This window comes from Pseudomonas sp. Pme6b, from assembly GCF_058129925.1.
On record NZ_CM176704.1, the window covers coordinates 5,553,541 to 5,579,505 of the forward strand.

Sequence of the window (25,965 nt, forward strand, 5' to 3'; positions counted from 1 at the left end):
CGACCATGCTGCATATCTTCTGTCCTCACTGTGGCGAACTGCGCTCCGAAGAGGAATTCCACCCGTCCGGCCAGGCGCATATTCCACGCCCGCTGGACCCAGGTGCCTGCACCGATGAGCAATGGGGCGACTACATGTTCTTTCGCGATAACCCGCGCGGCCTGCACCACGAGCTGTGGATACACGCTGCCGGTTGCCGCCAGTACTTCAACATGACGCGCAATACCGTGACCTACGAGATTCTCGAAACCTATCCGATTGGTACGAAGCCGCAGTTCACGGATCAGGGAGACAAGGTATGAGCCAGACCCAGCGCTTGCCCAACGGCGGCCGTATCAATCGCAGCAAGGTGCTCAACTTCACCTTCAACGGCCAGACCTATCAGGGCTTTGAAGGCGACTCGCTGGCCTCTGCCCTGCTGGCCAATGGCGTCGATATCATCGGCCGCAGTTTCAAATACTCCCGCCCGCGCGGCATCTTCGCAGCGGGTTCGGAAGAGCCAAACGCCGTATTGCAGATCGGCGCGACCGAAGCGACGCAAATCCCCAACGTGCGCGCCACGCAACAAGCGCTCTATGCAGGACTGGTCGCCACCAGCACCAACGGCTGGCCAAGCGTGAACACCGACGTCATGGGCATTTTGGGCAAGGTCGGCGGCAAGCTGATGCCACCGGGCTTCTACTACAAAACCTTCATGTACCCGCAATCGTTCTGGATGACTTACGAAAAGTACATCCGCAAGGCTGCGGGCCTGGGGCGCTCGCCGACCGAGAACGATCCGGACAGCTACGACGCGATGAACCAGCACTGTGACGTGCTGATCGTAGGCGCAGGCCCTGCCGGCCTGGCCGCCGCGCTGGCTGCGGGCCGCAGTGGTGCCCGAGTGATCGTTGCGGATGAACAGGAAGAGTTCGGCGGCAGTCTGCTCGACAGCCGTGAAAGTCTAGATGGCAAACCCGCTGCCGAATGGGTGGCTACGGTGGTCGCCGAGCTGAAAAGCCTGCGCAACGTGACACTGCTGCCGCGCGCCACGGTCAACGGCTACCACGATCACAATTTCCTGACCATTCACGAACGTCTGACCGATCACCTCGGTGATCGCGCGCCCATCGGCATGGTTCGCCAACGTATGCACCGGGTACGCGCCAAGCGTGTGGTGCTGGCTGCCGGTACTCACGAGCGCCCGCTGGTTTACGGCAACAACGATGTGCCGGGCAACATGCTGGCCGGCGCCGTTTCGACCTATGTCCGGCGTTACGGCGTAGCACCGGGTAAAAAACTGGTGCTGTCCACCAACAACGACCATGCCTACCGCGTTGCGCTGGACTGGCTCGACGCCAGCCTGCAAGTGGTTGCGATTGCCGATGCGCGGCACAACCCGCGCGGCCCGCTGGTTGAGGAAGCCCGCGCCAAAGGCATTCGCATTCTGACCGGCAGCGCAGTGATTGAAGCCCGTGGCAGCAAACGCGTGACAGCTGCCCGCGTCGCCGCAATCGACGTCAAGACGCACGCAGTCACCAGCCCCGGCGAATGGCTTGATTGCGATCTGGTGGCCAGCTCTGGCGGCTACAGCCCGATCGTGCACCTGGCCTCGCACTTGGGTGGCAAACCGGTATGGCGTGAAGACATCCTCGGGTTTGTGCCGGGTGAAGCACCGCAGAAACGTATTTGCGTAGGCGGCGTCAATGGTGTCTACAGTCTTGCAGACAGCCTGGCCGATGGTTTTGAAGGTGGCGTGCGCGCGGCCAGCGAAGCAGGCTTCAAGGTGGTCGAAGGCGTGATGCCCAAAGCCCTCAGTCGCGCCGAAGAACCGACACTGGCGCTGTTTCAGGTGCCGCACGAAAAAGGCACCGCACGGGCACCCAAGCAATTCGTCGACCTGCAGAACGACGTGACCGCTGCTGCCATCGAGCTGGCGACCCGTGAAGGCTTCGAGTCGGTCGAGCACGTAAAACGCTACACCGCGCTGGGTTTCGGTACTGATCAGGGCAAGCTGGGCAACGTCAACGGTCTGGCCATCGCCGCCCGTTCACTGAACGTGTCGATCCCGGAAATGGGCACCACCATGTTCCGCCCCAACTACACGCCGGTCACGTTCGGCGCGATAGCCGGGCGTCATTGCAAGCACATCTTCGAACCGGTGCGTTTCACCGCACTGCACGCCTGGCATGTCAAAAACGGTGCCGAATTCGAAGACGTCGGCCAGTGGAAACGCCCGTGGTACTTCCCGAAAAACGGCGAAGACCTGCCCGCAGCCGTCGCTCGCGAATGCAAGGCGGTGCGCGACAGCGTGGGTCTGCTGGACGCTTCGACGCTGGGCAAGATCGACATTCAAGGCCCGGATGCCCGCGAATTCCTCAACCGCATCTACACCAACGCGTGGACCAAACTGGACGTGGGCAAGGCCCGCTACGGCCTGATGTGCAAGGAAGACGGCATGGTCTTCGATGATGGCGTGACTGCCTGCCTCGCCGACAACCACTTCCTGATGACTACCACCACAGGCGGCGCTGCACGCGTCCTGCAATGGCTGGAAATCTATCAGCAGACCGAATGGCCGGACCTGAAAGTGTATTTCACCTCAGTGACCGATCACTGGGCGACGCTGACGCTGTCCGGCCCCAACAGCCGCAAGCTGCTCAGCGAAGTCACTGATATCGACCTGGGCCGTGAAGCCTTCCCGTTCATGACCTGGAAGGAAGGTCTGGTCGCCGGTGTGCCAGCTCGCGTGTTCCGTATCTCGTTTACCGGCGAGCTGTCCTACGAGGTCAACATTCAGGCTGACTACGCCATGGGCGTTCTGGAAAAGATCGCCGAGGCAGGCAAACAGTACAACCTGACGCCTTACGGCACTGAAACCATGCACGTACTGCGCGCCGAAAAGGGCTTCATCATCGTTGGCCAGGACACCGATGGTTCGATGACTCCGGACGACCTGAACATGGGCTGGTGTGTCGGCCGGACCAAGCCATTCTCGTGGATCGGCTGGCGCGGCATGAATCGCGAAGACTGTGTACGAGAACAGCGCAAGCAACTGGTCGGCCTCAAGCCTGTCGACCCGACCAAATGGCTACCAGAGGGCGCGCAACTGGTGTCCGATACCAAACAGACGATCCCGATGAGCATGGTTGGCCATGTGACTTCCAGCTATGCACACAACTCGCTGGGCTATTCGTTTGCGATGGGCGTGGTCAAAGGCGGCCTGGCGCGCATGGGAGAGCGGGTCTTCGCGCCTCTGGCAGACGGCAGCGTGATCGAAGCCGAGATCGTTTCTTCGGTGTTCTTCGATCCAAAGGGCGAGCGCCAGAATGTCGAGTAACACGCGGAGCGCCGATCATCAGCAGCACACAGAATTCAAGGCAGGTGATTCATGACCACAGCGAACGTTTACCAGCAGCGCCCGACCACCGATGTCAAAGCCGAGTCGCCGCTGTTCCACGCAAACCTCGACAGCCTGATCGGCAAGGGACGCGCCAGCCCCGGCGTGTTCCTGCGCGAGAAAAAGCTGCTGGGCCATCTGACGATTCGTGGCAATGCCCACGACCAGGCCTTCGCCGCAGGCGTACACAAGGCGCTGGGCATGGAGCTGCCCGCCGCACTGATGCTGGTCATTAGTGGCGAAAGCTCGCTGCAATGGCTTGGCCCGGATGAATGGCTGCTGATCGTGCCGAGCGGCGAAGAGTTCGCGGCAGAGCAAAAGCTGCGCGAGGCGCTGACCGGGCTGCATATCTCCATCGTCAATGTCAGTGGCGGCCAGTCGATCCTCGAACTGACCGGTCCGAAAGTGCGCCAGGTATTGATGAAATCCACCAGCTACGACGTGCACCCGGACAACTTCCCGGTGGGCAAGGCCGTCGGCACGGTGTTCGCCAAGTCGCAACTGGTGATCCGCCGGACCGGTGAAGAAACCTGGGAACTGCTGGTCCGCCGCAGCTTCTCGGATTACTGGTGGCTGTGGTTGCAGGATGCGAGCGCAGAGTACGGGCTGAGCATTCAGGCGTGAAGAGCCGGGAACCGGGGCTGAAACCGCAGCGCCGGTCTCAATGAAGACTCCAGAGGGAGAGGCCTGTGGGAGCGGACTTGTCCGCGAAGACGGTAGTCCAGACGATACATTTCCGGTGAATGTACCGCCCCCTTCGCGAACAAGCGAAGCGTCGCCCGGTACGCTCCCACAAGATTTGTGTATAACGCGGAGCATTGGCACAAGAGTCAGCCGGATCTGTGGATAACGAACATTCAGGAGCTTTGATTCAATGAGCCGCGCGCCCGATACGTGGATTTTGACCGCCGACTGCCCCAGTGTACTGGGCACGGTAGATGCGGTGACCCGCTTCCTGTTCGAGCAGGGCTGCTACGTCACTGAGCACCACTCCTTCGATGATCGCCTGTCAGGGCGTTTCTTCATACGCGTGGAATTTCGTCAGCCCCAGGCTTTCGACGAACAGGCTTTCCGGGCCGGGCTGAGCGAACGAGGCGAAGCCTTCGGCATGATCTTCGAACTCACAGCACCCAACTACCGGCCAAAAGTGGTGATCATGGTTTCAAAAGCCGATCACTGTCTGAACGATCTGCTCTATCGCCAGCGTATCAATCAACTGTCCATGGACGTGGTCGCGGTGGTGTCCAATCACCCGGATCTTGAGCCATTGGCTGGCTGGCACGGTATTCCGTACTACCATTTCCCTCTGGACCCGAACGACAAGCCTGCGCAGGAAGCCAAAGTCTGGCAGGTCATTGAAGAGTCTGGTGCAGAACTGGTGATTCTTGCCCGCTACATGCAGGTCCTGTCTCCGGACCTGTGTCGCAAGCTGGACGGTAAGGCGATCAATATCCACCACTCGTTGCTGCCCGGTTTCAAAGGTGCCAAGCCCTACCATCAGGCTTACAACAAGGGGGTAAAACTGGTCGGAGCCACGGCGCATTACATCAACAACGATCTGGACGAAGGTCCGATCATTGCCCAGGGCGTGGAAGTGGTCGATCACAGCCACTATCCCGAAGACCTGATCGCCAAGGGTCGGGACATCGAAGGACTGACACTGGCCCGTGCGGTCGGTTATCACATCGAACGGCGGGTGTTTCTCAACGCCAACAGGACGGTGGTTTTATAGCTGCAACGGCTTCTCTCTGCTCCACCACAATAAAAGCGAGGTGACATGTATGTCTGGTAATCGCGGTGTAGTGTATCTCGGCGCTGGCAAGGTCGAAGTGCAATCAATTCCTTTCCCGAAAATGGAAGACCCACGCGGCAAGCGCATCGAACACGGCGTGATTCTGCGCGTAGTCTCCACCAATATCTGCGGCTCGGACCAACACATGGTGCGTGGTCGCACGACGGCGCAAACCGGGTTGGTCCTGGGTCATGAAATCACCGGCGAGGTGCTGGAAGCCGGGCGAGACGTGGAACATCTGAAAGTCGGTGATCTGGTTTCTGTGCCGTTCAACGTGGCGTGCGGTCGCTGCCGCAGTTGCAAGGAACAGAACACTGGCGTCTGCCTGACGGTCAACCCGGCCCGCCCCGGCGGTGCATACGGCTACGTCGACATGGGCGACTGGGTCGGCGGTCAGGCTGAATACGTCCTGGTGCCTTACGCTGACTTCAACCTGCTCAAACTGCCAGACCGCGACGCGGCGATGGAGAAAATCCGCGACCTGACCTGCTTGTCCGACATCCTGCCCACCGGCTACCACGGTGCAGTGACTGCCGGGGTTGGCCCTGGCAGCACGGTTTACGTAGCAGGCGCTGGCCCGGTCGGCCTGGCTGCGGCGGCGTCAGCACGCTTGTTGGGCGCGGCGGTGGTAATCGTCGGCGACGTCAACCCGAAACGCCTGGTCCACGCCAAGGCCCAAGGCTTCGAAATTGCTGACCTGTCCCTGGACACGCCACTGCACGAACAGATCGCTGCCCTGCTCGGCGAGCCTGAAGTGGATTGCGCCATCGACGCCGTAGGCTTCGAAGCTCGCGGCCACGGTCACGCCGGAGCACAGGCCGAAGCACCCGCCACCGTTCTCAACTCGTTGATGGGCGTAGTGCGCGTCGCAGGCAAGATCGGCATCCCCGGCCTGTACGTCACCGAAGACCCAGGTGCCGTAGACGCTGCCGCAAAAATGGGCAGCCTGAGCATTCGCTTCGGCCTGGGCTGGGCCAAATCCCACAGCTTCCACACCGGCCAGACCCCGGTCATGAAATACAACCGCCAGCTGATGCAGGCAATCATGTGGGACCGCATCAAGATCGCCGACATAGTGGGTGTCGAGGTGATCAGTCTGGATGAGGCTCCGCGGGGTTATGGGGAGTTTGATGCGGGCGTGCCGAAGAAGTTTGTGATTGATCCGCATCGGTTGTTTGGTGCTGTGTAGGCATCTAATAGCAAATGGGTTTATTGACTAATTACGTCAGCAGATTCAAGAGCGGGGAATGCTCTCTCACATCTGCTGGCGTATTAATCTTAACTCTTCTTCAGCATTAGAAATTTTAAGCGCTAATTTGTAAGAGGGTGGCGTCGATAGATTCTGAATAGGGTTAGCGAGGTTTTTCTGCGATTTCTTGTATTGTTGAACCAGATCATACTCATAAGGGAGACCATCCTCATCATACAAACTTAACGCCGTGTTTGCCTCTCTTTTCAGCTGTGTAGCCCTTTCAACATACTGACTATAAAGCTTATCGTTGGCCTTAAACTCTTTTGCAGATTTTCTATAGTCAAGACCTGCTTGTTTATTCAATTTTTTTGCAGACACACTCACTGACTCGACTTGTCGCACCGCTGCAGAGCGACTTAACTGTGGCGCACTCGCACTTAAGTTCATCCCGTCAGAACCGCGCAACACAGAACTACCAATAACGCCATCCGTAGACAAACGCCGGGAAGGCTTCATTATTTTAAAAGCTCTTAAAAGTCCCTTCATCAAGGTTGGTGTACTCCCTGTCAAGTCAACCCAATTAACCGGATCCCCCCCACAATACCCATACGCATTCACCCCACCCTCACCAAACGGGCTCAGACTGTCCGGGCTGTTGAACCTCATCAACACCGGGTTAAACGCCCGATACCCATTCCCCAGCAAATAGTGCCCCGTCACCGGGTCAACTCGCTGGCCGGTAAAGCCCGGCAGGCTTGCGGGGCCTGAAGGATGACGATGTCCGTAAGGCGTGTAGGCAAACTCCAACCCCTGAGCGACAATCACTGACTGCTGTTGATCCGTCGCCAACAACGCGCCGTCGCGCTGATTATTTTCTGCACTCAGGCACGCCAGCAAATGCTCATCCGTGCGCATAAGCGTGTGCTGGACCTGCCCCTGAATCTGCGTAGCCAAGAGTGTCTTCTGATAAAAAAGGCGAGTGCTGCCCTGCCCCGCGGCCGAACAATCGGCCAGGCGATCCAATGGATCGTAGCGATAAACACAGAGCACGGATTGCCCAGACGAAGCCATGGCTTCACTCCTTTGAAGTCACCCATGGCAGCAAGTCTGGGCTGACTATCTGCTTGCGCCCAGCTAGCAGAACTACTAGGTGCCAGGCCGAAAGGCGCTGAACACAGTCATGCCGGCGCACAGACCGAAGCGCTCTTCACTCATTGATGGGCGTGACTTAAACGCAACAAAACTTATTATCAGCGTCATGGTTAAAAGGCGCTCCGCCTACCCCTTTAACCAACTGGGTGGTTGGCCATTATCGGAATCGATTTGACGCGCCCGCCCGCTTCTCGATAGTGCCACTGCCACCTCTAAGACGCTTAACCGCACGTCTATAATAGTCAAGATTATTCCTTACAACATACGGTACAACATCACCTTTACCAATATATGATTCATTTGTCAGGACCAGTTCATCAAGCCGTCTTTTAGCTTCATGAATATCTACATCTTCACCTTCTATCCTCAGGTAACTTTTTCGAGCAGGAACGGATGGTGGGGCATTGCTGGGCGGCGCTTTCTTTGGAGGGATGGGCGGAGGTACATTGCTCGGCAGTCCTTTCTTGGGAGGACGGGGTGGTGGGGCTACAAATTGTGACCCATCGATAATACCAGATGCAGACATATGCGAGCTCACCGAGTTAGTTGAAGTAGGTACCTGTGTGGACCCGAAACTTTCGACAGGATAAAGCAACGGGGAAGATAGAGAATCCTGGCTAACTTTTCGACCAAGTAAGCGCTTTTTCACACTGCTTGCTCTTTTCAAAATATTCACTAAAAACGTTGGCAAATGTCCGCCCGGATCAACCCGATTAACCGGGTCCTCCTCACAATACGCATACGCATTCAACCCGCCCTCGCCAAACGGGCTCAAACTGTCCGGACTATTGAACCTCATCAACACCGGATTAAAAGCCCTGTACCCATTGCCCAGCAAATAATGCCCTGTAATCGGGTCAAGCCGCTGGCCGGTAAAGCCCGGCAGGCTTGCGGGGCCTGAAGGGTAACGATGGCCGTAAGGCGTATAAGCAAACGCCAAACCCTGTGCCGCGATCACGGACTGCTGTTGGTCCGTCGCCAGTAACAGACAATCGTTCTGGTTGTTTTCTACACTCAGGTGAGCCAGCAAATGCTCGTCCGTACGCAGAAGCGTGTGCTGTATCTGCCCCTGAATTTGCGTCGCTAAGCGATTCTGCTGATAAAAGAACCGGGCGCTCCCCTGCCCCGCAGGCGAGCAGTCGGCCAAGCGATCCGTTGCGTCGTAATGGTAAGTGCAGAGCACTACAGGGCTGGCAGAAGACATGAACATCACCTGCGGCAATCGATGATAGAACCGTAATTCTGGGCGTGTGATCTCGTGCTGCACAGCTAGCAGAAATGCTAGGGACCCCACCTCGTCTGCCAGAGCCGATTCAGGCAAATGAAATAACTGCCTGTCTTCAGCGCGTTGGGAACAAGCCTCTGTTGCTCACAGTCAAACCGTCTGCTTTACCGCCCACTCATGGGCGGTTCAGGTTTGATAAGGGTGACGCAATGAAAACTGCACGCGGTATGGCTTTGGTAACGTTGATGGCACTGGCTGCAAGCCCGGTGTTTGCCTTCAATCTGAATGACGCCGCAAATGCGGTTTCCAATGCCACGAGTGGCAATCAGAAAGCCACAGCGGCCCCTGAAGTCGCAGGACTGCTTAATACCCTTGGCACCCAGCTCAATGTCACCCCTGAACAAGCCGTTGGCGGAACAGGCGCATTGCTCGGGCTGGCGAAGAACAAGCTGACCAGCACCGATTATTCGCAGTTGGCCAAATCGGTTCCCGGTCTGGAGCAGATGTCCGGCACCTCCGCACTGGACAGCCTGGGAGGCGCAAACGCACTGGGCAGCCTGCTCGGTGGCAAGTCCGGCGATAACTCGATGCTCAACAGCGCACTGGGCAACGTGCAGAGCATGGGTGATGTGAATAACGCCTTCAAGGCACTGGGCATGGACAGCACGATGGTCAGCCAGTTTGCCCCGCTGATTCTGCAGTACCTCGGGCAGCAAGGTGCCAGCGGTTCGGCGTTGCAGAGCCTGAGTGGGTTATGGGGTACAGGCAGCTGATTCAAGCCGCAACGCCGCAATACGCGCATCTTTCTCCACCCAGAGCTGGTTGACCCAGCTCTGGATTTTCTCGCGAAATACCGGATCGTTCTCGTAATCGCCCTGCCACAGTGCCGGGTCCATTTCGCGGGTTTTGATGTCGACAATCACCTTGGGCACCCGCCCGCACAGCATGTCCCAGAACCCCGGGATGCCTGAACCCGGATAGACCACGGTGACATCCAGAATGGCGTCCAGTTGCTCGCCCATGGCAGCCAGCACGAATGCGACGCCACCGGCCTTGGGCTTGAGCAGATGGGTATAGGGCGATGCTTGAGTCGCATGTTTGCCCGGAGTAAAGCGCGTGCCTTCCAGATAGTTGACGATGGTCACTGGCTGACGCTTGAACAGCTCGCAGGCGGCCTTGGTGATTTCCAGATCCTTGCCCTTCAGTTCCGGGTGCTTCGCCAGAAACGCCTTGCTATAGCGCTTCATGAACGGGTAATCCAGCCCCCACCACGCCAGGCCCAGCAGAGGCACCCAGATCAGTTCTTTTTTCAGGAAAAACTTGAAGAAGGGCGTGCGCCGGTTGAGTGCCTGGACCAGCGCGGGAATATCCACCCACGACTGATGATTGCTGATGACCAGATACAAAGTATCACCGCGCAAGCCCTCATCGCCACGAATATCCCATTGCGTCGGTACACAGGTTGCGAAGATGACCTTGTCGATCTCGGCCCAGGTTTCGGCAATCCACATAACGGCGACTGAACAGCGATCACGCATTCGGCCTCTGAACAGCAGCTTGAGCAAGGCAAAAACCAATAACGGACCTATCAATACCAGCGTATTGATCAGTAACAACAAAGCAACAAAACAGCCGGTGAGCAGACGGCGCATGACGGACTCTTGAAGGTTCAGGGGCGGCAATAATAAAGACCCACGCGTTTTACGCCAATTACACAGGTGCTTACAAATGTTTCACGTCTCGGCCTTTATGCTGACGTCATATTCATCCTGACGAACCTACTGCAGGTTCGCTGTCTAAAAACGGGCGCCAATCAGGCGCTGACTATTGCGAGGAACCTCTCACGTGAAACCGATCCTGGCGCTATTGTCTTTGCTGGCCCTGCCGGTCATGGCCGCTGAACCGACGTTGTATGGCCGCTACGAGAACATCAAGGTTCTGGACGTGGACCAGACCTTCAAGGCCAAGATGGACACCGGCGCACTCACTGCATCGCTGTCGGCCAAGGACATCGAGCTGTTCCAGCGTGATGGCGATGACTGGGTGCGATTCCGTCTGGCAACCAAGGGCGCCGACAACAAGGTGTATGAGCACAAGGTGTCGCGGATCAGCAAGATCAAAGGGCGTGCAGAAGGTGATGACGAAGACGACGAAGGTATCAACCCTGCCAAGCGTCCTGTTGTAGACCTGGAACTGTGCCTGGGAAACAAGAAGCGTACGGTCGAAGTCAACCTGGTCGACCGCAGCCATTTCAACTTCCCGCTACTGATCGGTGCCAAGGCCCTGCGCGAGTTTGACGCTGCGGTTAATCCGGCACGCCGCTATACCGCTGACCAGCCTGACTGCTGAGGCGTCTATCGTGCTCATGCTTCTTCCTGACTATCGTGCGACGCTCCGCGTCGCATGTCGTTCTGGACTCTCCGCGTCCGGTCTTGAGGGCGTGGCGCGGCACAGATTTGTGACGCAGAGCGTCACCCACGGCATTCCCACGCTGGAGCGTGAGGAACGATAGCCGCACGCGAGAACACCATCGTGCCCATGCTCCGCGTGGGTATGCCGTTCAGGACGCTCCGAGTCCAATCTTGACTATGCGGCGCGGCGCAGATTGACTCAAACTGGCGGCAGGGTCGCGATCATCGACGGGCGTTGACTGACGTCCAGATACCAGGCGGCCAGTCGCGGATAAGTGCTGCGCCAGTTCAGATCCGGCTGGCGGAAATCCAGATATCCAAGTGCAGCGGCGACGCTGATCGATGCGACATCGAAGGACGTGCTGAGCTCGGTGACCGCGTCGCTTTCGAAGTAATGCAGCGAGCGCTCAATCTTCTGCTGCTGGTTGTCCAGCCACTGGTTCCGGTGTTTTTCCTTCGGACGCAAGGCAGTTTCGTAGCGGATCATTACCGCTGCATCCAACACCGCATCGGCCAGCGAAGCCAGGGTCAGGCGCCTCCAGCGTGCCGAGCCTTCCCGGGGGATCAGTGGCAGGCCCACGTGCTGGTGGTCGAGATAATCAAGAATCACCCGGCTGTCGTGAATGACGTTGCCGTCAGCCAGCCTTAGCGCGGGAAGTTTGCCGGCCGGGTTGTCTTCATTGAGCTCGGCAGACGGGCTGACCGGCGTCAGCACTGTGGTCTGCAACTCGACGCGATCGAGCTGAGCGGTTTCATGCAGCATCACCATCACCTTGCGGGCGAAGGGTGAAGCCGCGTTGAAGTACAACGTCATCGTGGGCGCTGACATGGGTATTCCTCGAATGAGACAGGATCCTAGACTAGTCAGCCTGTGACGCGTCTGCAATCAGCGTTTCAATCAGCCGCGCCGCACCAGCAAGCCCTTGATGCTCAACAGGGCAGCCGTCCCCATGCCCAGCCACGCCAGCGTATCCCACCAGCCATCACCCAGCAGCGCGGCGAACAAGCCGACGCCGATAAGCAGCGCTATCACGGCGGGTATCGCAAAGGTCCTCCAGAATCGCGATGGCCTGGAACTCATTGCGCCACCTGAGCCCGAACCACGCTCACCGAGCGCGCGGCACGACGCCTCACCCACCACAGATAGACGCCGCTGCCGAGTACGATGATGGTCAGCACGTCCAGCACTGCCCAGAGAATCTTCATCGGCATGCCGCCGTAATCACCGAAATGCAGAGGTTGCGACATGCCCAGTGCGTCCATATACCAGGGACGTTCGACCACGGCGGTAACTTGCAGGGTCTGCGCGTCGATCAGCACCGGTGTGGCGAGGTGCGCAGTCAAGTGCGTGTTGCCTTTGAGGAACACCGCGTAATGATGCTCGCTGGAGAAGCGCGTGCCGGGGAAAGCGATGAAATCGGCCTGCATACCGGGCGCAGCGGATTCGGCAATTTCCAGCAATCGAGTCGCCGGGGCGCGCTGGGTCAATGGCGGCGCGTCTTTGTAAGGGGCGATCATGGTGGCCAGCGCATCATTGCGCCAGGAGGCAATCAGCAGATCGGCACAGGCACTGATCACCCCCGTCACGCCCACCACCAGCGCCCAGGTCAATGTCACTACGCCGATCAGGTTGTGCAGGTCCAGCCAACGCGTACGCCTGGATTTATTGACCCGCACCTGGCCGAACTCCAGCTTGCGCATGAACGGCGCATACAACACGGTCCCGGAAACAATCGCCACCACAAACAGCAAACCCATGAACGCCAGCAGCAATTTGCCGGGCAGGTTGGCGTACATGTCTACGTGCAGGCGCAGCATGACCATCATGAAGCCGCCGTTGGCAGAAGGCATTTCCAGCGCTTCACCGGTGCGTGCATCAAGGGCGAAGGTGTGCGATGAGTTGGGCTCGGTATCTGCGGTTGCCGCGGTGATGGCCATCACGCCATTGGGGTCTTCGTCATCCCAGCCGAAATACTGCATCACCTCGCCGGGGCGATGTGCTTCGGCGGCCCTGGCCAGTTGCTCCAGGTTCAGATGCGGCGTGTCGGCAGGCATCTCCTGGTACTGCGGGGCGTCGCCCAGCAGGTGATCGATTTCATGATGGAAGATCAACGGCAGTCCTGTAACCGCGAGCATCAACAAAAACAGGGTGCAAATCAGGCTGCTCCAGGTATGCACGATGGACCAGCGGCGCACGGTTTGGCTTTTCATGGTTTATCCACAGGCGAAGGGACGCAAAACCGAGCGCGTCCCCGAAATGACTTGTAAGACTAAGCCGCTCGAAACCGGAAAAGTGTCAGGGCGATCCGGTGCAGGCATGAAGAGGTATGTTTCAGAGTTTTGCCGGATTGCTGCTGGCCTGCTCATCCCTGGCCAGCACAGTGACCCACCACGCGGTGTGTTGTTCGATCTGCACGGGTAAGGTCGGCAACAACGCCTTGAGCGCCAGGTCAGTGTCGGCCAGCGGGAATGTGCCGGTAATACGCAGATCAGCCACGGTCGAGTCGACACCCAGATGGCCTGTACGGTAACGACCCAGTTCAGCAAGCATGTCCGCCAGCCGGGCGTTGTCCACCACCAACATGCCGCGCGTCCAGGCGTCGACGCCGGAAGGCATGCTGAGCAACGGGCCAAGGCCATTGCGCGTGAGGAGAACCTGCTGGCCCTCGCGCAGAACCTGTTCACCGGACGCATTGCGCGCATTGGCGGCAACCGCTGATTGCAGCACGCTGAGCAGTGTTCCGTCTGGCTCGCGACGGACCAGAAAGCGCGTACCCAGGGCGCGCATTTTGCCATCCGCAGTTTCGACGATGAAGGGACGCGGATCGTCATGATTGCCGGTCTGCACCATTATTTCGCCGTCCTGCAGAATCACCCGACGTTGCTGCGCATCGAAGCGCACATCAATCGCGCTGTGGGTGTTAAGGCGAATCAGGGTGTTGTCCGCCAGACGCACGTCACGCTGTTCACCGGTGGCGGTGCGCTGATCGGCAAGCCAGTAATCTATCGGCAGGTAGCGGTCGCCGACGAACAATGCCAGCCCCAACGCCATGAACACGCCGACCAGACCGCCGCCAAGCTTGCGCAAGCTATGCCGCTGGGCACCAGGCGATTGCTGCAATGCCTTGCGCGCCGGACCTGCTGGCAAGGCAAAACGCTGATTGACCATGCCCAACTGGCTCCAGGCCCTGGCATGCTCTTCGTCGGCGGCCAGCCAGCGAGCAAGCTCAGCGTCATTGCCGCTGCTGCCATCCATGTTCAATTGCCACTGGATCGCGGCGTCCAGAACATGAGCGGATACCGGCCTGGTGTTCATGTCGGCTCACCGTAGAGCGCCACATAGCACTGACGCATGGCTTGAGCCAGGTATTGCCTGACGCGCGAAACCGAGACGCCCAGCCGCTCGGCAATTTCGCCGTGGCTCAGCCCGTCGAGGCGACTGTACAGAAAGGCTGCCCGTGCTTTGCTGGAGAGACTGCCCAGCATACGGTCGATCGCTTTGAGGTCTTCCAGAATCAGCATCTGCTCTTCCGGCGAAGGCTGCTCGGCCTCAGGAACCTGCATCAACTCCCCGAGATAAGCCTGCTCCAGCGCAGCGCGGCGGAAGTAGTCGAACATCAGTCCCTTGGCAACGGCCGCCAGGAACGCTCGCGGCTCTCTGGGCGTCAGCAATTCCTGTCGCCCGAGCAAACGCACGAACGTGTCCTGACTCAAATCCTGAGCACGCTGTGGACAGGCGACATTGCGTCTGAGCCAGGCCAGCAGCCAACCACGATGATCGCGATACAGCGCGCCAACAATCTCGCTATGAGTGCTTGGGACTGACGACACGAATAGCCTCGATGAGAAAGATCTAACTAAAGAGAATCATTCGCGATTGTGGCAGAGCGGAGGGATGGTGGCAATTCGCGTCTGTCGGGAGGAGGGTCTGAATCGAGTTGGCGCTCGTACCCATGCTCAGCGCAAATTGCGAAGCGGAGCGTCGGGGAAATGCAGTCTCACGCTGGAGCGTGAGGAACGAGAATCTTGTAACTATCGTGCCGATGCTCCAGTGTGAAATGCATTCACGCTGGAGCATGCACAACGAAAGGCGTCCAGGGAGGACGCCCGTTGTCAGATCAGGCCTGGTGGCTGATTTCGCGCAGCGGCTTGCCACGTGCAGGTTTGTCGCCTGCAACGAAGTAGTCGGCGGTGCTGCGTGGCAGGGGCTGACGACCGCGGATCTTGTCGGCGATTTTCTCGGCGATCATGATTGTCGGTGCATTCAGGTTGCCCGTGGTGATGATCGGCATGATCGAGGCATCGACTACGCGCAGGCCTTGCAGGCCATGCACACGGCCCTGACCGTCGACAACGGCCATCTCGTCGGTGCCCATCTTGCACGAGCAGGACGGGTGATAAGCCGTTTCAGCATGCTCGCGCACGAACTGATCCAGCGCTTCATCAGACTGCACATCGATACCGGGGCTGATTTCGCGGCCACGGTACGGGTCCAGAGCCGGTTGCTGCATGATCTCGCGCGTCAGGCGGATGCCATCACGGAACTCCTGCCAGTCCTGCTCGCTGGACATGTAGTTGAACAGGATGCTCGGGTACTCGCGCGGGTCTTTGGATTTGACCTGCACACGACCACGGCTCGGCGAACGCATGGAGCCGACGTGAGCCTGGAAGCCGTGTTCCTGAACGCCCTTGGTGCCGTTGTAGTTAATCGCGACCGGCAGGAAGTGGTACTGAATGTTCGGCCATTCGAACGCTTCGCTGGAGCGAATGAAACCACCGGCTTCAAACTGGTTGCTCGCACCGATACCGGTGCCGAGGAACATCCACTCTGCACCGATGGCAGGCTGGTTCCACCACTTCAGCGAAGGGTACAGCGACACCGGCTGGGTGCAGGCGTACTGCAGGTACATCTCCAGGTGATCCTGAAGGTTCTGGCCAACGCCCGGCAGGTCATGAACCACCGGAATATCCAGCTTGTTCAGCACTTCGGCCGGGCCGACGCCGGAACGCTGGAGAATCTGTGGCGAAGCGATCGCGCCGCCACACAGCAGCACTTCCTTGCGGGCACGGGCCTGGATGCGGGTGTCGCTGTCACCTACCAGGTACGCCACGCCGACGGCACGCTTGCCTTCGAACAGAATGCTATCGGTGAGCGCGTGAGTGACGATGGTCAGGGTCGAGCGCTTCTTGGCCTCGTCCAAATAACCACGGGCGGTACTGGCGCGACGACCGTTAGGCGTCACGGTGCGGTCCATCGGACCGAAACCTTCCTGCTGATAACCGTTGAGGTCGTCAGTGCGCGGGAAACCGGCTTGCACGCCCGCCTCGACCATCGCGTGGAACAGCGGATTGTTGCCCGCCTTGGGCGTGGTCACGCTGACCGGACCTTCACCACCGTGGTAGTCATTCGGGCCGATGTCGCGGGTTTCGGCCTTGCGGAAGTACGGCAGGCAATCGAGGTAGCTCCAGTCTTCGAGACCCGGCTCCTTGGCCCAGCCGTCATAGTCCATCGCGTTGCCGCGGATGTAGCACATGCCGTTGATGAGCGACGAGCCGCCCAGGCCTTTACCACGACCGCATTCCATGCGGCGGTTGTTCATGTGTGGCTCTGGCTCGGTCTCGTAGGCCCAGTTATAGCGGCGTCCCTGTAGCGGGAATGCCAGTGCGGCTGGCATCTGGGTACGGAAATCCAGACGGTAGTCCGGGCCACCGGCTTCCAGCAGCAGAACAGTGACGCCTGCGTCTTCGGTGAGACGGGCTGCCAGGGTGTTACCGGCAGAGCCGGCACCAATGATGATGTAGTCGTATTCGGATTGAGTCGTCATAGAGGCTCCCTCATAGAGCTGCAAGTCTCAAGCCTTGGCTGCAAGCAGAAGCAGCGAGGCGATACTTGTGAAAATGGGGTGCGGCAAACCGCTTTTGATTGCGTCTGCTTGAGATTTGCCGCGTGCCACTTGAAGCGTGTTTAGAAAACCGAGGCGTAGTCGCCCAGCTCGATCTGTACCGACTTGATCCGCGTGTACTGCGCCAGCGAGCTGATGCCGTTCTCACGACCAACACCCGATTGCTTGTAACCGCCGACCGGCATTTGTGCCGCCGACTCGCCCCAGGCGTTGATCCAGCAGATACCGGCTTCCAACAGATGAATCACGCGGTGTGCGCGATTCAGGTCGCGAGTCACGATGCCTGCGGCCAGACCGAAGTCGGTGTCGTTGGCGCGGCGCACCACTTCTTCTTCGGTGTCGTAGCCGAGGATGCTCATTACCGGGCCGAAGATTTCTTCACGCACGATGGTCATGTCGTCGGTGCAGTCGGTGAACACGGTTGGCGCAACAAAAGCGCCCTTGTCGAACACACCACCGGCCAGACGATCACCGCCGCACAACAGGCGTGCGCCCTGCTCTTTGCCCTTGGCGATGTAGCCCAGCACGCTTTCCATATGCTCGAAGCTGACCAGCGGGCCGAAGTTGATGTTTTCGTCTTCCGGGTTACCGGCGCGAATACGCTTCACACGCTCGAGGATTTTCGCTTCGAACTCGGCTTTCAACGCGTTCGGTACAAACACACGCGTGCCGTTGGTGCAGACCTGGCCGGAGCTATAGAAGTTGGCCATCATTGCGATGTCGGCAGCACGGTCCAGATCAGCGTCGTCAAACACGATCAGCGGTGATTTGCCGCCCAGCTCCATGGTCACTTCCTTGAGCGACGAGCTCGAGGCGCTGGCCATGACTTTCTTGCCGGTGTCGGTGCCGCCGGTGAACGAGACTTTCTCGATGCGCGGGTGCTCGGTGATCCAGGTGCCGACTTCGCGACCGCTACCGGTCAGCACATTGAACACGCCATTTGGCACGCCAGCTTCGGTGTAGATTTCTGCCAGTTTCAGAGTGGTCAGCGAGGTGACTTCACTTGGTTTGAAGATCATCGCGTTGCCCGCAGCCAGCGCCGGTGCGGATTTCCACAGGGCGATCTGGATCGGGTAGTTCCACGCACCGATGCCTGCAACCACACCCAGCGGCTCTCGGCGGGTGTAAACGAAAGAGGAATCACGCAGCGGGATCTGTTCGCCTTCGATTGCAGGCACCAGGCCTGCGTAGTATTCCAGTACGTCAGCGCCGGTCACGATATCCACGTAGCGGGTTTCGGAAATGGCTTTACCGGTGTCCAGCGTTTCCAGCGCGGCCAGCTCATCGTTGCGCTCACGCAGGATGTCGACAGCACGGCGCAGGATGCGCGAACGCTCGACGGCGGTCATGGCCGCCCAGATCTTCTGGCCTTTTTCAGCAGCAACGACTGCGCGCTCGACGTCTTCCTTGCCGGCGCGCTGGATCTGCGCCAGTACTTCGCCGTTCGCCGGGTTGATGGCATCGAAGGTTTCAGTGTTGCTGGCATCGACGTAACCGCCATCGATGTAAAGTTTCTGCAGTTCAAAACGGGCCATAAAGTCCTCGCAAATTCAGTGGGGGGCGATGACTGATTTCAGTGTGCCAGGTTCGTTCGGCAACAGGCTTTTACAGTCGTTCGGTAAGGGGCTTCGAAAGCCTCAGCTCGCCGATTTCGCCAATTGGAAATCCATGTACTCGTAAGCGATCCGTTGCGCTTGCTCGGTGTCGAATGCATCGCCTGACAGCGCGCCTCTCAGCCACAGCCCATCTATGAGGGCAGCAAGCCCGCGGGCGGCGCTGCGTGCCTGTTCCAGTGGCAAGGTACGGCGGAACTGACAGCACAGGTTCGAATACAAACGGTGGTCGTTGATACGCTGCAATCGGTGCAGCGAAGGGTGATGCATGCTGGTCGCCCAGAAGGCCAGCCAGGTTTTCATGGCCGGGCCGCTGACCTGACTGGCGTCGAAGTTACCTTCGATGATCACTTGCAGATGAGCCCTTGGGCTGTCTTCGGTCAGCGCCTGCCGACGTTCGCGGACGTTCTGGATCAAGGCGTTCATCAGATGCCGCATCGTGGCGGCGATCAGGCCGTTCTTGTCCTGAAAATAGTGACTGATGATGCCGTTGGACACGCCCGCCAGTCGTGCGATCAGAGCAATGCTGGCGTCGCCCATACCGACCTGATCGACCGCAGTAAGCGTGGCCTGGATCAGTTGTTGGCGGCGGATGGGTTGCATTCCGACCTTGGGCATTGGCGCGATTCTCCCGGGTGTCTGCAATGATCGTTGTACCAAAACGGTGAGGCCAGTCTAAAGATTTTTTATTGAACGATCAATCAATAAAAATAATCGGCAGGTTTTCGCCGGCAAACGGCAAGCTGAAAAGCGCCTGAATGCGAGGGTTCTGGAGGATGCGTCAAGGCGCAGATTTGTGACGCGGAGCGTCACCCACGGCATTCCCACGCTGGAGCGTGAGGAACGATATCTCAACTATCGTGCTCAGCTTCATCCTCAACTATCGTACGACGCTCCGCGTCCAGTCTTGGGGCCGTGGCGCTGCACAGACCTGTGACGCAACGGCATTCCTACGGTGGAGCGTGAGGAACGATCACCTCAACTATCGTGCGACGCTCCGCGTCGCATGCCGTTCTGGACGCTTTGCGTCCGGTCTTCAGCGCTGGAATAGTCAATCCTGCAAAACCACATCCGCCAGCTCATCAATCGCTTCCTGCCGCTCAGCCTGATTCGGTTTGGCGTGCGAGTTGAGTGTTGACCATTGCGGGTGGGCGCGGGCACGGGTGAGCGGCTCGGGGATTTTGCCTTTGCGCCAGGTTTTGTCCTGCGGGGTGGTCAATTCCATGCGGTGAATGGCCGCGTGGCCTCTCACTCCCAATGCCAGCAACAAGTGCCCCTGTCGCAGTGCGAGAAGGCGCAGCACTGCATCGTCCACCGTCAATTCCCTGCGGCCCTTCAACTTGCCCAGCAATCGTCCGCCGTAGCTGCGCGCCGTCAACAGGGCACCGCCTGCAATCGCACCAACCAAAGCCGCCGCGCCAAGCGTTACGCCGCCGACCATCAGATCGACCCCTGCCCCGGCCGCCGCACCGGCTGCCACGCCGCCGCCAACCCGCACGCCCATCAACCTGAGGGTTTCCGGATTGAACAGGTCATCGCCCCAACGGCCATCCATCAACGGCAAATCGCTGGTAGACACATCATCCTTGCGAAACGCATACAGCTTGAGCAGCGCCTCGACACATTGCTGCTCACGCTGGCGAACAGCCTTGCGCAACGCTTCCACAGCCTGATGTTCCTGCTCGGCAGTGGTCTCGACGCTACGCCGACACGCTGCACAGTCAATCAACAGTTCGGCGATGAGCCGCGCCGCGCTGTGTTTTCTGGCTCGACGTTGTTTCTCCTGATCCTCAATCAAACGCTCAAGCCGAGGCCGCGCGCTTTCCAGCAGCAGCGCCAGGCTTTCGTACAGACGACGACCGCCATCTTCCGGCGGTGCGACGCTGTCGAAGCGCACCAATGCATGCAGCCCCAGGCGTGAAAGTGACTCTCGCCATTCCGGCTCGCGGTGCTCGCGCGCACTGACGAAATTCAGCACCGGCAGCAACGGCTTGCCACAACTGGCCAGCACCGCCAGCTCATCACGGTACTTGGCGAGCACCGGTTCGCGTGCATCGATCACATACAGCCCGGCGTCCGAGCCGAGCAACTGGCGCATGACCTTGGCCTCTTGCTCAAAACGCTGGCGTGCCTCGCTGCCCTCCAGAAAGCGCGCCAGCCGTGCCGGGCCATCCAGACGTTCACCAGGACGATCAAGCCGCTCCAGGTAATCGAGCAGCGCAATGGCGTCCTCCAGGCCGGGCGTGTCGTACAGATCGACCAGCGCCTGACCGTCCACGGATAGGCGCGCACCTTCCACATGGCGGGTGGTGCTTGGCCGGTGAGACACTTCGCCAAAGCTGACATCGCCGGTCAGGGTACGCAGCAGCGACGTTTTGCCGACATTGGTGTGGCCAACCACCGCCAGCTTGATGGCGCGGACATTGTCTGCTTCAGTCATGGCCCGTCTCCAGCCAGTTCAAGGGCGCGCTGTCTGTGCGCGGCAACTGCAATTGATCCAGCGCGCTGTGCCAGTCGCCCAGACGCTCCAGATCGAGCACCTGCCCGGCAGGCGCGGGCAACAGCCATACACGTGTCGCCCCCGCGCTGCGCGCCAGTTCGGCAATCAGTGCCAGACTGCCACGATCCGGTGAGCGGCGCGGATCACAGGCGACCACCATGCGCGCAGGCGGATAGTGAGTCAGTTGTTCAAGCAGCTTGTGGCGCGACTCACGGCTGTCGAGAATGCCTGCATCGACCACGCCTGACGGCAGTTCTGGCGGCCAGACTTGTTGATCATCCAGCTCGATGGCCACCAGCAACGCGCCATTACTGTCGGACGCACCCACGCCGGGCTGAATCTGATGCAGCGCGGCAGGTTCGACGTCATTGACACCCAATCGCTCGCTGCTGGGCATCAATCGTTCACGCAGCTCAAGGTACTCGGGCAGCTCAAGATCGAGACGCAGCCCCGCACTCCCCTGCTTCCAGCGCCACAGGCAGAACGCTGCCAGCAACAGACGCGGCACAATGCCGTAGACCAGCAGCACGCCCACCAGCCACGCAGCCCAGGCCTGGCGTGCATTCTCGATACTCAGCGCTGCATTGCCGCTGGCGCGAATCATGGCTTCGTCCGGCACACTGAAGCCCAGCCAGGCCGGGACGGTACTGAGTGTCTGAGTCAGGCTGACAAACGTGTCGCTGCTCAAAATGGTGGTTTCCCAGACAAACCCGTAGCGCCGGGTCGCCATCAGCATCAACAGCACCACCAGCGCACTGACCAGCGAGAGCAGCCACAGGCTGTGAACCACCAGGCCAAGCACCCAGCGATTCAGACGCTTGCGTTGCAGCAGCAGAACCAATGCCGGAGCAAATTGCGCAGCCTGGGCGTCACGGGCAAGCTTTTCACTCAACCACAGCCATAAGCGGCCCAGCCCGCTGTTGCTGCGGCCAGCGAAGATAAAGCCCAGCGCCCAGGTAGCCAGCAGCACCAGATTAAACCCAAGCAGACTGCCCAGCGCCCAGAACACATTGACCGGTGCCTGCCCGTCGCCCATTGCGGCGAAGGCCAGGCCCGCGCCACTGATGACAGCGAATACGGCAAGCGCAATCAACGCCAACCGCGCGCCCTGCTTCCAGTGATGCAATGCGCCGAGCATGCCGTCGCGCTGTGCCAGCCCAAGGGCGCGATGGGTGATACGGGCAGTCAGGTCGCCTCCGGCCGCCCGGGCGCGGCGATTGGCTTCCTGATCATCCAGCGCGCCAGCCTGTTGTTCACGCAGGCGCACGGCTTCGGTCAGCCAGAGGGTATCGAGTGGGGTCAGTGCAGTCACACAGTGTCTCTTGATTGAATTCAGCGGTGAGCATAACCGCTGTCATGGGACTGAGCACGGTGCGTGTCAGTTCATTCGCCTGCCCTGCGACCTCTGATATCCTCGGCGCATGAAAACTCATCTCCCCCTTAGCCTGATTGCCGCCCTTGGTGAAAACCGAGTGATCGGCGTCGACAATTCCATGCCCTGGCATTTGCCGGGGGATTTCAAATACTTCAAGGCCACGACGCTCGGCAAGCCGATCATCATGGGTCGCAAGACCTGGGATTCGCTGGGCCGTCCCCTGCCCGGTCGCCTGAACCTGGTGGTCAGCCGCCAGACTGATTTGCAGCTCGAGGGCGCGGAAGTCTTCCCTTCGCTGGATGCCGCAGTCGTGCGCGCCGAGCAATGGGCGCAGGAACAGGGTGTCGACGAGGTGATGCTGATCGGCGGCGCGCAGCTTTATGCTCAGGGCCTTGCACAGGCGGATCGCTTGTACCTGACTCGCGTAGCGCTGAGCCCTGATGGCGACGCGTGGTTTCCTGAATTCGATACGGCGCAGTGGGCGCTGGTGTCCGATACCGAGAACGCGGCTGTCGACGGCAAGCCTGCCTACAACTTCGAAGTCTGGGAGCGCGTCTGATAAGCGTTTTTCGGCGCATTTGAGGTCGCTGACGAAAAACTGCAATAAAAGTGTCGCTTTTGGTTTAACTGTCGCAAATAAAGGGGCAAACGGCGTCTTTTGGCCTTTTTCGGGTCGCTGACGTACTTTTGCCTTCACAATAATTTGTTACGGTCTGCCCCTTCGTTTTTTCGACAAGGGGAAATCGCCTATGAAACTCGTGCCAAAACTGTTGGCTGCTGCCGTCTTTTTCGGGCTTGCCAGCCAGGCTACCGCGGCCACCGAATTGAAGCATTGGCCCGAGCCTGCCGCCAAGGCACTCGACGCGATGATTGCCGCCAATGCCAACAAGGGCAACTATGCGGTCTTCGACATGGACAACACCAGCTACCGCTTCGACCTTGAAGAGTCGCTGCTGCCGTACATGGAAAACAAAGGACTGATTACCCGCGAAACGCTCGACCCTTCGCTGAAGCTGATCCCCTTCAAAGACACCGCCGACCACAAGGAAAGCCTGTTCAGTTACTACTATCGCCTTTGCGAAATAGACGACATGGTCTGCTACCCGTGGGTCGTGCAGGTGTTTTCCGGCTTTACCCTGCAGGAGCTCAAAGGCTATGTCGATGAGCTGATGGCCCTGAAAAAGCCGATCCCGGCGACCTATTACGACGGCGATACGGTCAAGCAACTCAATGTCGAGCCGCCGCGCGTATTCACCGGGCAGACCGAGCTGTACAACAAGCTGATGGAGAACGGCATCGAGGTCTACGTGATGACCGCAGCGTCCGAAGAGCTGGTGCGCATGGTCGCCGCCGATCCGAAGTACGGCTACAACGTCAAACCGCAGAACGTGATAGGCGTCACCACCCTGCTCAAAGACCGCAAGACCGGTGAGCTGACTACCGCACGCAAGCAGATCACCGCAGGCAAATACGATGCGAAAAGCAACATGGGACTGGAGCTGACACCTTATCTGTGGACCCCGGCGACCTGGATGGCCGGCAAGCAGGCGGCGATTCTGACCTACATCGATCAGTGGAAAAAACCGGTTCTGGTCGGCGGCGATACCCCGACCAGCGACGGCTACATGCTGTTTCACAGCGTCGACGTGAGCAAGGGCGGCGTGCACTTGTGGATCAACCGCAAGGACAAGTACATGACCCAGCTGAACGGCATGATCAAGGACAATGCCGAAGCTCAGGCCAAGGAGAAGCTGCCGGTCACGGCGGACAAGAACTGGGTGATCGTCAAGCCGGACGAGATTCAGTAACGGGCTTCATACTGCGTGATCGTGCCCATGTAACCGGGCACGATCAGCACGCTCAGTCGACTTTCTCGAACTTCAGATCCCATACGCCGTGTCCGAGCTTCTCGCCACGGCGTTCGAACTTGGTGATCGGCCGTTCCGCGGGGCGCGGAACGTACTGGTTGTCTTCAGCCTGATTGCGATAACCAGGCGCTACGCTCATCACTTCCAGCATGTATTCCGCGTAAGGCCCCCAATCGGTGGCCATGTGAAACACACCGCCAACCTTGAGCTTGCTACGCACCAGTGCGGCGAATTCCGGCTGCACGATACGGCGCTTGTGGTGACGGCTCTTGTGCCACGGATCCGGGAAGAACAGCATCAGGCGATCAAGGCTGTTATCGGCGACGCAGCGGTTCAGCACTTCAATGGCGTCGCAATCGTAGACGCGCACATTGGTCAGCCCTTGGGTCAGCACACCGTTGAGCAGCGCGCCTACGCCTGGGGAGTGCACCTCGACACCTATAAAATCGTGCTCGGGAGCCGCTGCCGCCATTTCCAGCAACGAGTGGCCCATGCCGAAACCGATTTCCAGCGTGCGCGGCGCAGCGCGACCGAACACCTGATCGAAATCCACCGGTGCATCGGTCAGCGACAGGCCATACAGGGGGAGACCTTGATCAAGGCCGCGCTGCTGACCCTCGGTCATGCGACCGGCACGCATCACGAAACTCTTGATGCGGCGGTGCGGGCGCTCTTCGCCTTCTTCGACAGCAGGCGACTCTGGGTGCGGAACGTGCGAATCAGTCATCAACGGGCTCTTACTTGATCAGGCCATCCAGCGGCGAAGATGCGCTGGCATAGAGTTTTCGAGGCATGCGCCCGGCGAGGTACGCCAGACGACCGGCAATTACAGCGTGCTTCATGGCTTCGGCCATCATCACCGGCTGCTGCGCATGGGCGATGGCCGAGTTCATCAATACGGCTTCACAGCCCAGTTCCATCGCGATGGTGGCGTCGGAGGCAGTGCCGACACCGGCATCGACCAGCACCGGCACTTTGGCTTCTTCAAGGATGATCTGCAGGTTGTAGGGGTTGCAGATACCCAGACCGCTGCCGATCAGGCCGGCCAGCGGCATGATCGCGATGCAGCCGATTTCGGCCAGCTGGCGGGCGATGATCGGGTCATCGCTGGTGTAGACCATCACGTCGAAACCGTCCTTGACCAGTATCTCGGCGGCCTTGAGGGTTTCGATGACGTTCGGAAACAGGGTTTTCTGGTCGGCCAGCACTTCGAGCTTGACCAGATTGCGGCCGTCGAGTAGTTCGCGGGACAGGCGGCAGGTGCGCACGGCCTCGGTTGCATCGAAGCAGCCAGCGGTGTTCGGCAAGATGGTGTAGCGATCAGGTGGCAGCACATCCAGCAGGTTCGGCTCGCCGGGGTTCTGGCCGAGGTTGGTGCGACGCACGGCAACAGTCACGATCTCGGCACCCGAGGCTTCAATGGCCAGACGGGTCTGTTCCATATCGATGTACTTGCCGGTGCCTACCAGCAGACGCGACTCGAAAGTCCGACCGGCCAGGACGAAGGGCTTGTCGCTGCGAACATTGCTCATCGGAAATCCTCATAACGTGCAGA

General features: G+C 59.3%; 24 protein-coding genes. 9 read left to right on the forward strand and 15 right to left on the reverse strand.

Annotated features, from left to right (window positions below; all coding sequences use genetic code 11):
* Positions 1 to 5 precede the first annotated feature (5 nt).
* The 5 genes from AC4ANE_RS25345 (at position 6) to fdhA (ending at position 6,360) form a co-directional block, all read left to right on the forward strand.
* Complete coding sequence (locus AC4ANE_RS25345) at positions 6 to 302, forward strand: sarcosine oxidase subunit delta (protein ID WP_002555603.1); 297 nt, start codon at positions 6 to 8, stop codon at positions 300 to 302.
* Entirely contained in the window at positions 299 to 3,319 is a 3,021-nt protein-coding gene (locus AC4ANE_RS25350) for a sarcosine oxidase subunit alpha (RefSeq protein WP_460408587.1), read from the forward strand. Before AC4ANE_RS25345 ends, AC4ANE_RS25350 begins: the two co-directional genes overlap by 4 nt.
* Before the next feature lie 51 nt (positions 3,320 to 3,370).
* Positions 3,371 to 4,003 carry a sarcosine oxidase subunit gamma gene (locus AC4ANE_RS25355; RefSeq protein ID WP_002555605.1) on the forward strand — a complete coding sequence of 211 codons (633 nt, stop codon included), beginning with the start codon at positions 3,371 to 3,373 and terminating at the stop codon, positions 4,001 to 4,003.
* Between the two features lie 250 nt (positions 4,004 to 4,253).
* Entirely contained in the window at positions 4,254 to 5,111 is an 858-nt protein-coding gene (gene purU / locus AC4ANE_RS25360) for a formyltetrahydrofolate deformylase (RefSeq protein WP_004655932.1), read from the forward strand.
* A gap of 49 nt (positions 5,112 to 5,160) precedes the next feature.
* Positions 5,161 to 6,360: a formaldehyde dehydrogenase, glutathione-independent gene (fdhA, locus tag AC4ANE_RS25365; RefSeq protein WP_002555607.1), complete on the forward strand. Its 1,200-nt coding sequence runs from the start codon at positions 5,161 to 5,163 to the stop codon at positions 6,358 to 6,360.
* 66 nt (positions 6,361 to 6,426) lie between these two features.
* On the opposite strand, the gene AC4ANE_RS25370 is transcribed toward fdhA, so the two are convergent.
* Both AC4ANE_RS25370 and AC4ANE_RS25375 read right to left on the reverse strand, forming a co-directional pair.
* The gene (locus tag AC4ANE_RS25370; protein WP_460408588.1) at positions 6,427 to 7,434 is read right to left on the reverse strand and encodes an RHS repeat-associated core domain-containing protein; all 1,008 of its coding nucleotides are present in this window, start codon (positions 7,432 to 7,434) and stop codon (positions 6,427 to 6,429) included.
* A 238-nt stretch (positions 7,435 to 7,672) separates the two neighbouring features.
* Positions 7,673 to 8,719, reverse strand: a complete 1,047-nt coding sequence (locus tag AC4ANE_RS25375; protein ID WP_162837002.1) for an RHS repeat-associated core domain-containing protein — start codon at positions 8,717 to 8,719, stop codon at positions 7,673 to 7,675.
* A gap of 230 nt (positions 8,720 to 8,949) precedes the next feature.
* Between AC4ANE_RS25375 and AC4ANE_RS25380 the strand changes: the two genes are divergently transcribed.
* On the forward strand, positions 8,950 to 9,513 hold the full coding sequence (locus AC4ANE_RS25380) for a DUF2780 domain-containing protein (protein ID WP_005735044.1): 564 nt from the start codon (positions 8,950 to 8,952) through the stop codon (positions 9,511 to 9,513).
* On the opposite strand, the gene yihG is transcribed toward AC4ANE_RS25380, so the two are convergent.
* Positions 9,493 to 10,392 (reverse strand): 1-acylglycerol-3-phosphate O-acyltransferase, YihG family, encoded by a 900-nt coding sequence (gene yihG / locus AC4ANE_RS25385; protein ID WP_002555610.1) that lies wholly within the window; start codon positions 10,390 to 10,392, stop codon positions 9,493 to 9,495. The two genes, AC4ANE_RS25380 and yihG, sit on opposite strands and share 21 nt — an antisense overlap.
* Before the next feature lie 193 nt (positions 10,393 to 10,585).
* Here yihG and rloA2 point away from each other — a divergent pair, with 193 nt between their 5' ends.
* Positions 10,586 to 11,089 carry a retropepsin-like aspartic peptidase RloA2 gene (gene rloA2, locus AC4ANE_RS25390; RefSeq protein WP_002555611.1) on the forward strand — a complete coding sequence of 168 codons (504 nt, stop codon included), beginning with the start codon at positions 10,586 to 10,588 and terminating at the stop codon, positions 11,087 to 11,089.
* A gap of 261 nt (positions 11,090 to 11,350) precedes the next feature.
* On the opposite strand, the gene AC4ANE_RS25395 is transcribed toward rloA2, so the two are convergent.
* The 10 genes from AC4ANE_RS25395 to AC4ANE_RS25440 form a co-directional block, all read right to left on the reverse strand.
* A complete protein-coding gene (locus AC4ANE_RS25395) occupies positions 11,351 to 11,980 on the reverse strand; it encodes a glutathione S-transferase family protein (protein ID WP_002555612.1) in 630 nt (209 codons plus the stop codon).
* A 69-nt stretch (positions 11,981 to 12,049) separates the two neighbouring features.
* Positions 12,050 to 12,232 (reverse strand): hypothetical protein, encoded by a 183-nt coding sequence (locus tag AC4ANE_RS25400; protein ID WP_002555613.1) that lies wholly within the window; start codon positions 12,230 to 12,232, stop codon positions 12,050 to 12,052.
* Positions 12,229 to 13,362: a PepSY-associated TM helix domain-containing protein gene (locus tag AC4ANE_RS25405; RefSeq protein WP_002555614.1), complete on the reverse strand. Its 1,134-nt coding sequence runs from the start codon at positions 13,360 to 13,362 to the stop codon at positions 12,229 to 12,231. Before AC4ANE_RS25405 ends, AC4ANE_RS25400 begins: the two co-directional genes overlap by 4 nt.
* Positions 13,363 to 13,483: 121 nt before the next feature.
* Complete coding sequence (locus AC4ANE_RS25410; protein WP_002555615.1) at positions 13,484 to 14,467, reverse strand: FecR domain-containing protein; 984 nt, start codon at positions 14,465 to 14,467, stop codon at positions 13,484 to 13,486.
* Positions 14,464 to 14,982, reverse strand: a complete 519-nt coding sequence (locus AC4ANE_RS25415; RefSeq protein ID WP_002555616.1) for an RNA polymerase sigma factor — start codon at positions 14,980 to 14,982, stop codon at positions 14,464 to 14,466. Before AC4ANE_RS25415 ends, AC4ANE_RS25410 begins: the two co-directional genes overlap by 4 nt.
* Before the next feature lie 287 nt (positions 14,983 to 15,269).
* Positions 15,270 to 16,976, reverse strand: a complete 1,707-nt coding sequence (gene betA, locus AC4ANE_RS25420) for a choline dehydrogenase (protein WP_002555617.1) — start codon at positions 16,974 to 16,976, stop codon at positions 15,270 to 15,272.
* A 140-nt stretch (positions 16,977 to 17,116) separates the two neighbouring features.
* Entirely contained in the window at positions 17,117 to 18,589 is a 1,473-nt protein-coding gene (gene betB, locus AC4ANE_RS25425; protein WP_002555618.1) for a betaine-aldehyde dehydrogenase, read from the reverse strand.
* Between the two features lie 102 nt (positions 18,590 to 18,691).
* Positions 18,692 to 19,285, reverse strand: a complete 594-nt coding sequence (gene betI, locus AC4ANE_RS25430; protein ID WP_002555619.1) for a transcriptional regulator BetI — start codon at positions 19,283 to 19,285, stop codon at positions 18,692 to 18,694.
* Positions 19,286 to 19,718: 433 nt separating this feature from the next.
* Positions 19,719 to 21,107, reverse strand: coding sequence for a GTPase/DUF3482 domain-containing protein (locus tag AC4ANE_RS25435; protein ID WP_031595049.1), 1,389 nt, complete (start codon positions 21,105 to 21,107; stop codon positions 19,719 to 19,721).
* Positions 21,100 to 22,479, reverse strand: coding sequence for a DUF2868 domain-containing protein (locus tag AC4ANE_RS25440; protein WP_460408590.1), 1,380 nt, complete (start codon positions 22,477 to 22,479; stop codon positions 21,100 to 21,102). Before AC4ANE_RS25440 ends, AC4ANE_RS25435 begins: the two co-directional genes overlap by 8 nt.
* A 109-nt stretch (positions 22,480 to 22,588) precedes the next feature.
* Between AC4ANE_RS25440 and AC4ANE_RS25445 the strand changes: the two genes are divergently transcribed.
* Both AC4ANE_RS25445 and AC4ANE_RS25450 read left to right on the forward strand, forming a co-directional pair.
* Entirely contained in the window at positions 22,589 to 23,101 is a 513-nt protein-coding gene (locus tag AC4ANE_RS25445; protein WP_002555622.1) for a dihydrofolate reductase, read from the forward strand.
* Positions 23,102 to 23,291: 190 nt separating this feature from the next.
* Positions 23,292 to 24,350, forward strand: a complete 1,059-nt coding sequence (locus AC4ANE_RS25450; protein ID WP_002555623.1) for an HAD family hydrolase — start codon at positions 23,292 to 23,294, stop codon at positions 24,348 to 24,350.
* Between the two features lie 52 nt (positions 24,351 to 24,402).
* On the opposite strand, the gene trmB is transcribed toward AC4ANE_RS25450, so the two are convergent.
* Positions 24,403 to 25,050: a tRNA (guanosine(46)-N7)-methyltransferase TrmB gene (trmB, locus tag AC4ANE_RS25455; RefSeq protein ID WP_215907216.1), complete on the reverse strand. Its 648-nt coding sequence runs from the start codon at positions 25,048 to 25,050 to the stop codon at positions 24,403 to 24,405.
* A 97-nt stretch (positions 25,051 to 25,147) separates the two neighbouring features.
* On the reverse strand, positions 25,148 to 25,942 hold the full coding sequence (locus AC4ANE_RS25460; RefSeq protein ID WP_002555625.1) for a thiazole synthase: 795 nt from the start codon (positions 25,940 to 25,942) through the stop codon (positions 25,148 to 25,150).
* Between the last annotated feature and the right edge of the window lie 23 nt (positions 25,943 to 25,965).

What these genes read in the sequence shown, in the direction of transcription:
- AC4ANE_RS25345 (WP_002555603.1), top strand. Translation starts at nt 6, where the DNA reads ATGCTGCATATCTTCTGTCCTCACTGTGGCGAACTGCGCTCCGAAGAG.
- AC4ANE_RS25350 (WP_460408587.1), top strand. Translation starts at nt 299, where the DNA reads ATGAGCCAGACCCAGCGCTTGCCCAACGGCGGCCGTATCAATCGCAGC.
- AC4ANE_RS25355 (WP_002555605.1), top strand. Translation starts at nt 3,371, where the DNA reads ATGACCACAGCGAACGTTTACCAGCAGCGCCCGACCACCGATGTCAAA.
- purU (WP_004655932.1), top strand. Translation starts at nt 4,254, where the DNA reads ATGAGCCGCGCGCCCGATACGTGGATTTTGACCGCCGACTGCCCCAGT.
- fdhA (WP_002555607.1), top strand. Translation starts at nt 5,161, where the DNA reads ATGTCTGGTAATCGCGGTGTAGTGTATCTCGGCGCTGGCAAGGTCGAA.
- AC4ANE_RS25370 (WP_460408588.1), bottom strand. Translation starts at nt 7,434, where the DNA reads ATGGCTTCGTCTGGGCAATCCGTGCTCTGTGTTTATCGCTACGATCCA.
- AC4ANE_RS25375 (WP_162837002.1), bottom strand. Translation starts at nt 8,719, where the DNA reads ATGTCTTCTGCCAGCCCTGTAGTGCTCTGCACTTACCATTACGACGCA.
- AC4ANE_RS25380 (WP_005735044.1), top strand. Translation starts at nt 8,950, where the DNA reads ATGAAAACTGCACGCGGTATGGCTTTGGTAACGTTGATGGCACTGGCT.
- yihG (WP_002555610.1), bottom strand. Translation starts at nt 10,392, where the DNA reads ATGCGCCGTCTGCTCACCGGCTGTTTTGTTGCTTTGTTGTTACTGATC.
- AC4ANE_RS25395 (WP_002555612.1), bottom strand. Translation starts at nt 11,980, where the DNA reads ATGTCAGCGCCCACGATGACGTTGTACTTCAACGCGGCTTCACCCTTC.
- AC4ANE_RS25400 (WP_002555613.1), bottom strand. Translation starts at nt 12,232, where the DNA reads ATGAGTTCCAGGCCATCGCGATTCTGGAGGACCTTTGCGATACCCGCC.
- AC4ANE_RS25405 (WP_002555614.1), bottom strand. Translation starts at nt 13,362, where the DNA reads ATGAAAAGCCAAACCGTGCGCCGCTGGTCCATCGTGCATACCTGGAGC.
- AC4ANE_RS25410 (WP_002555615.1), bottom strand. Translation starts at nt 14,467, where the DNA reads ATGAACACCAGGCCGGTATCCGCTCATGTTCTGGACGCCGCGATCCAG.
- betA (WP_002555617.1), bottom strand. Translation starts at nt 16,976, where the DNA reads ATGACGACTCAATCCGAATACGACTACATCATCATTGGTGCCGGCTCT.
- betB (WP_002555618.1), bottom strand. Translation starts at nt 18,589, where the DNA reads ATGGCCCGTTTTGAACTGCAGAAACTTTACATCGATGGCGGTTACGTC.
- betI (WP_002555619.1), bottom strand. Translation starts at nt 19,285, where the DNA reads ATGCCCAAGGTCGGAATGCAACCCATCCGCCGCCAACAACTGATCCAG.
- AC4ANE_RS25435 (WP_031595049.1), bottom strand. Translation starts at nt 21,107, where the DNA reads ATGACTGAAGCAGACAATGTCCGCGCCATCAAGCTGGCGGTGGTTGGC.
- AC4ANE_RS25445 (WP_002555622.1), top strand. Translation starts at nt 22,589, where the DNA reads ATGAAAACTCATCTCCCCCTTAGCCTGATTGCCGCCCTTGGTGAAAAC.
- AC4ANE_RS25450 (WP_002555623.1), top strand. Translation starts at nt 23,292, where the DNA reads ATGAAACTCGTGCCAAAACTGTTGGCTGCTGCCGTCTTTTTCGGGCTT.
- trmB (WP_215907216.1), bottom strand. Translation starts at nt 25,050, where the DNA reads ATGCGTGCCGGTCGCATGACCGAGGGTCAGCAGCGCGGCCTTGATCAA.
- AC4ANE_RS25460 (WP_002555625.1), bottom strand. Translation starts at nt 25,942, where the DNA reads ATGAGCAATGTTCGCAGCGACAAGCCCTTCGTCCTGGCCGGTCGGACT.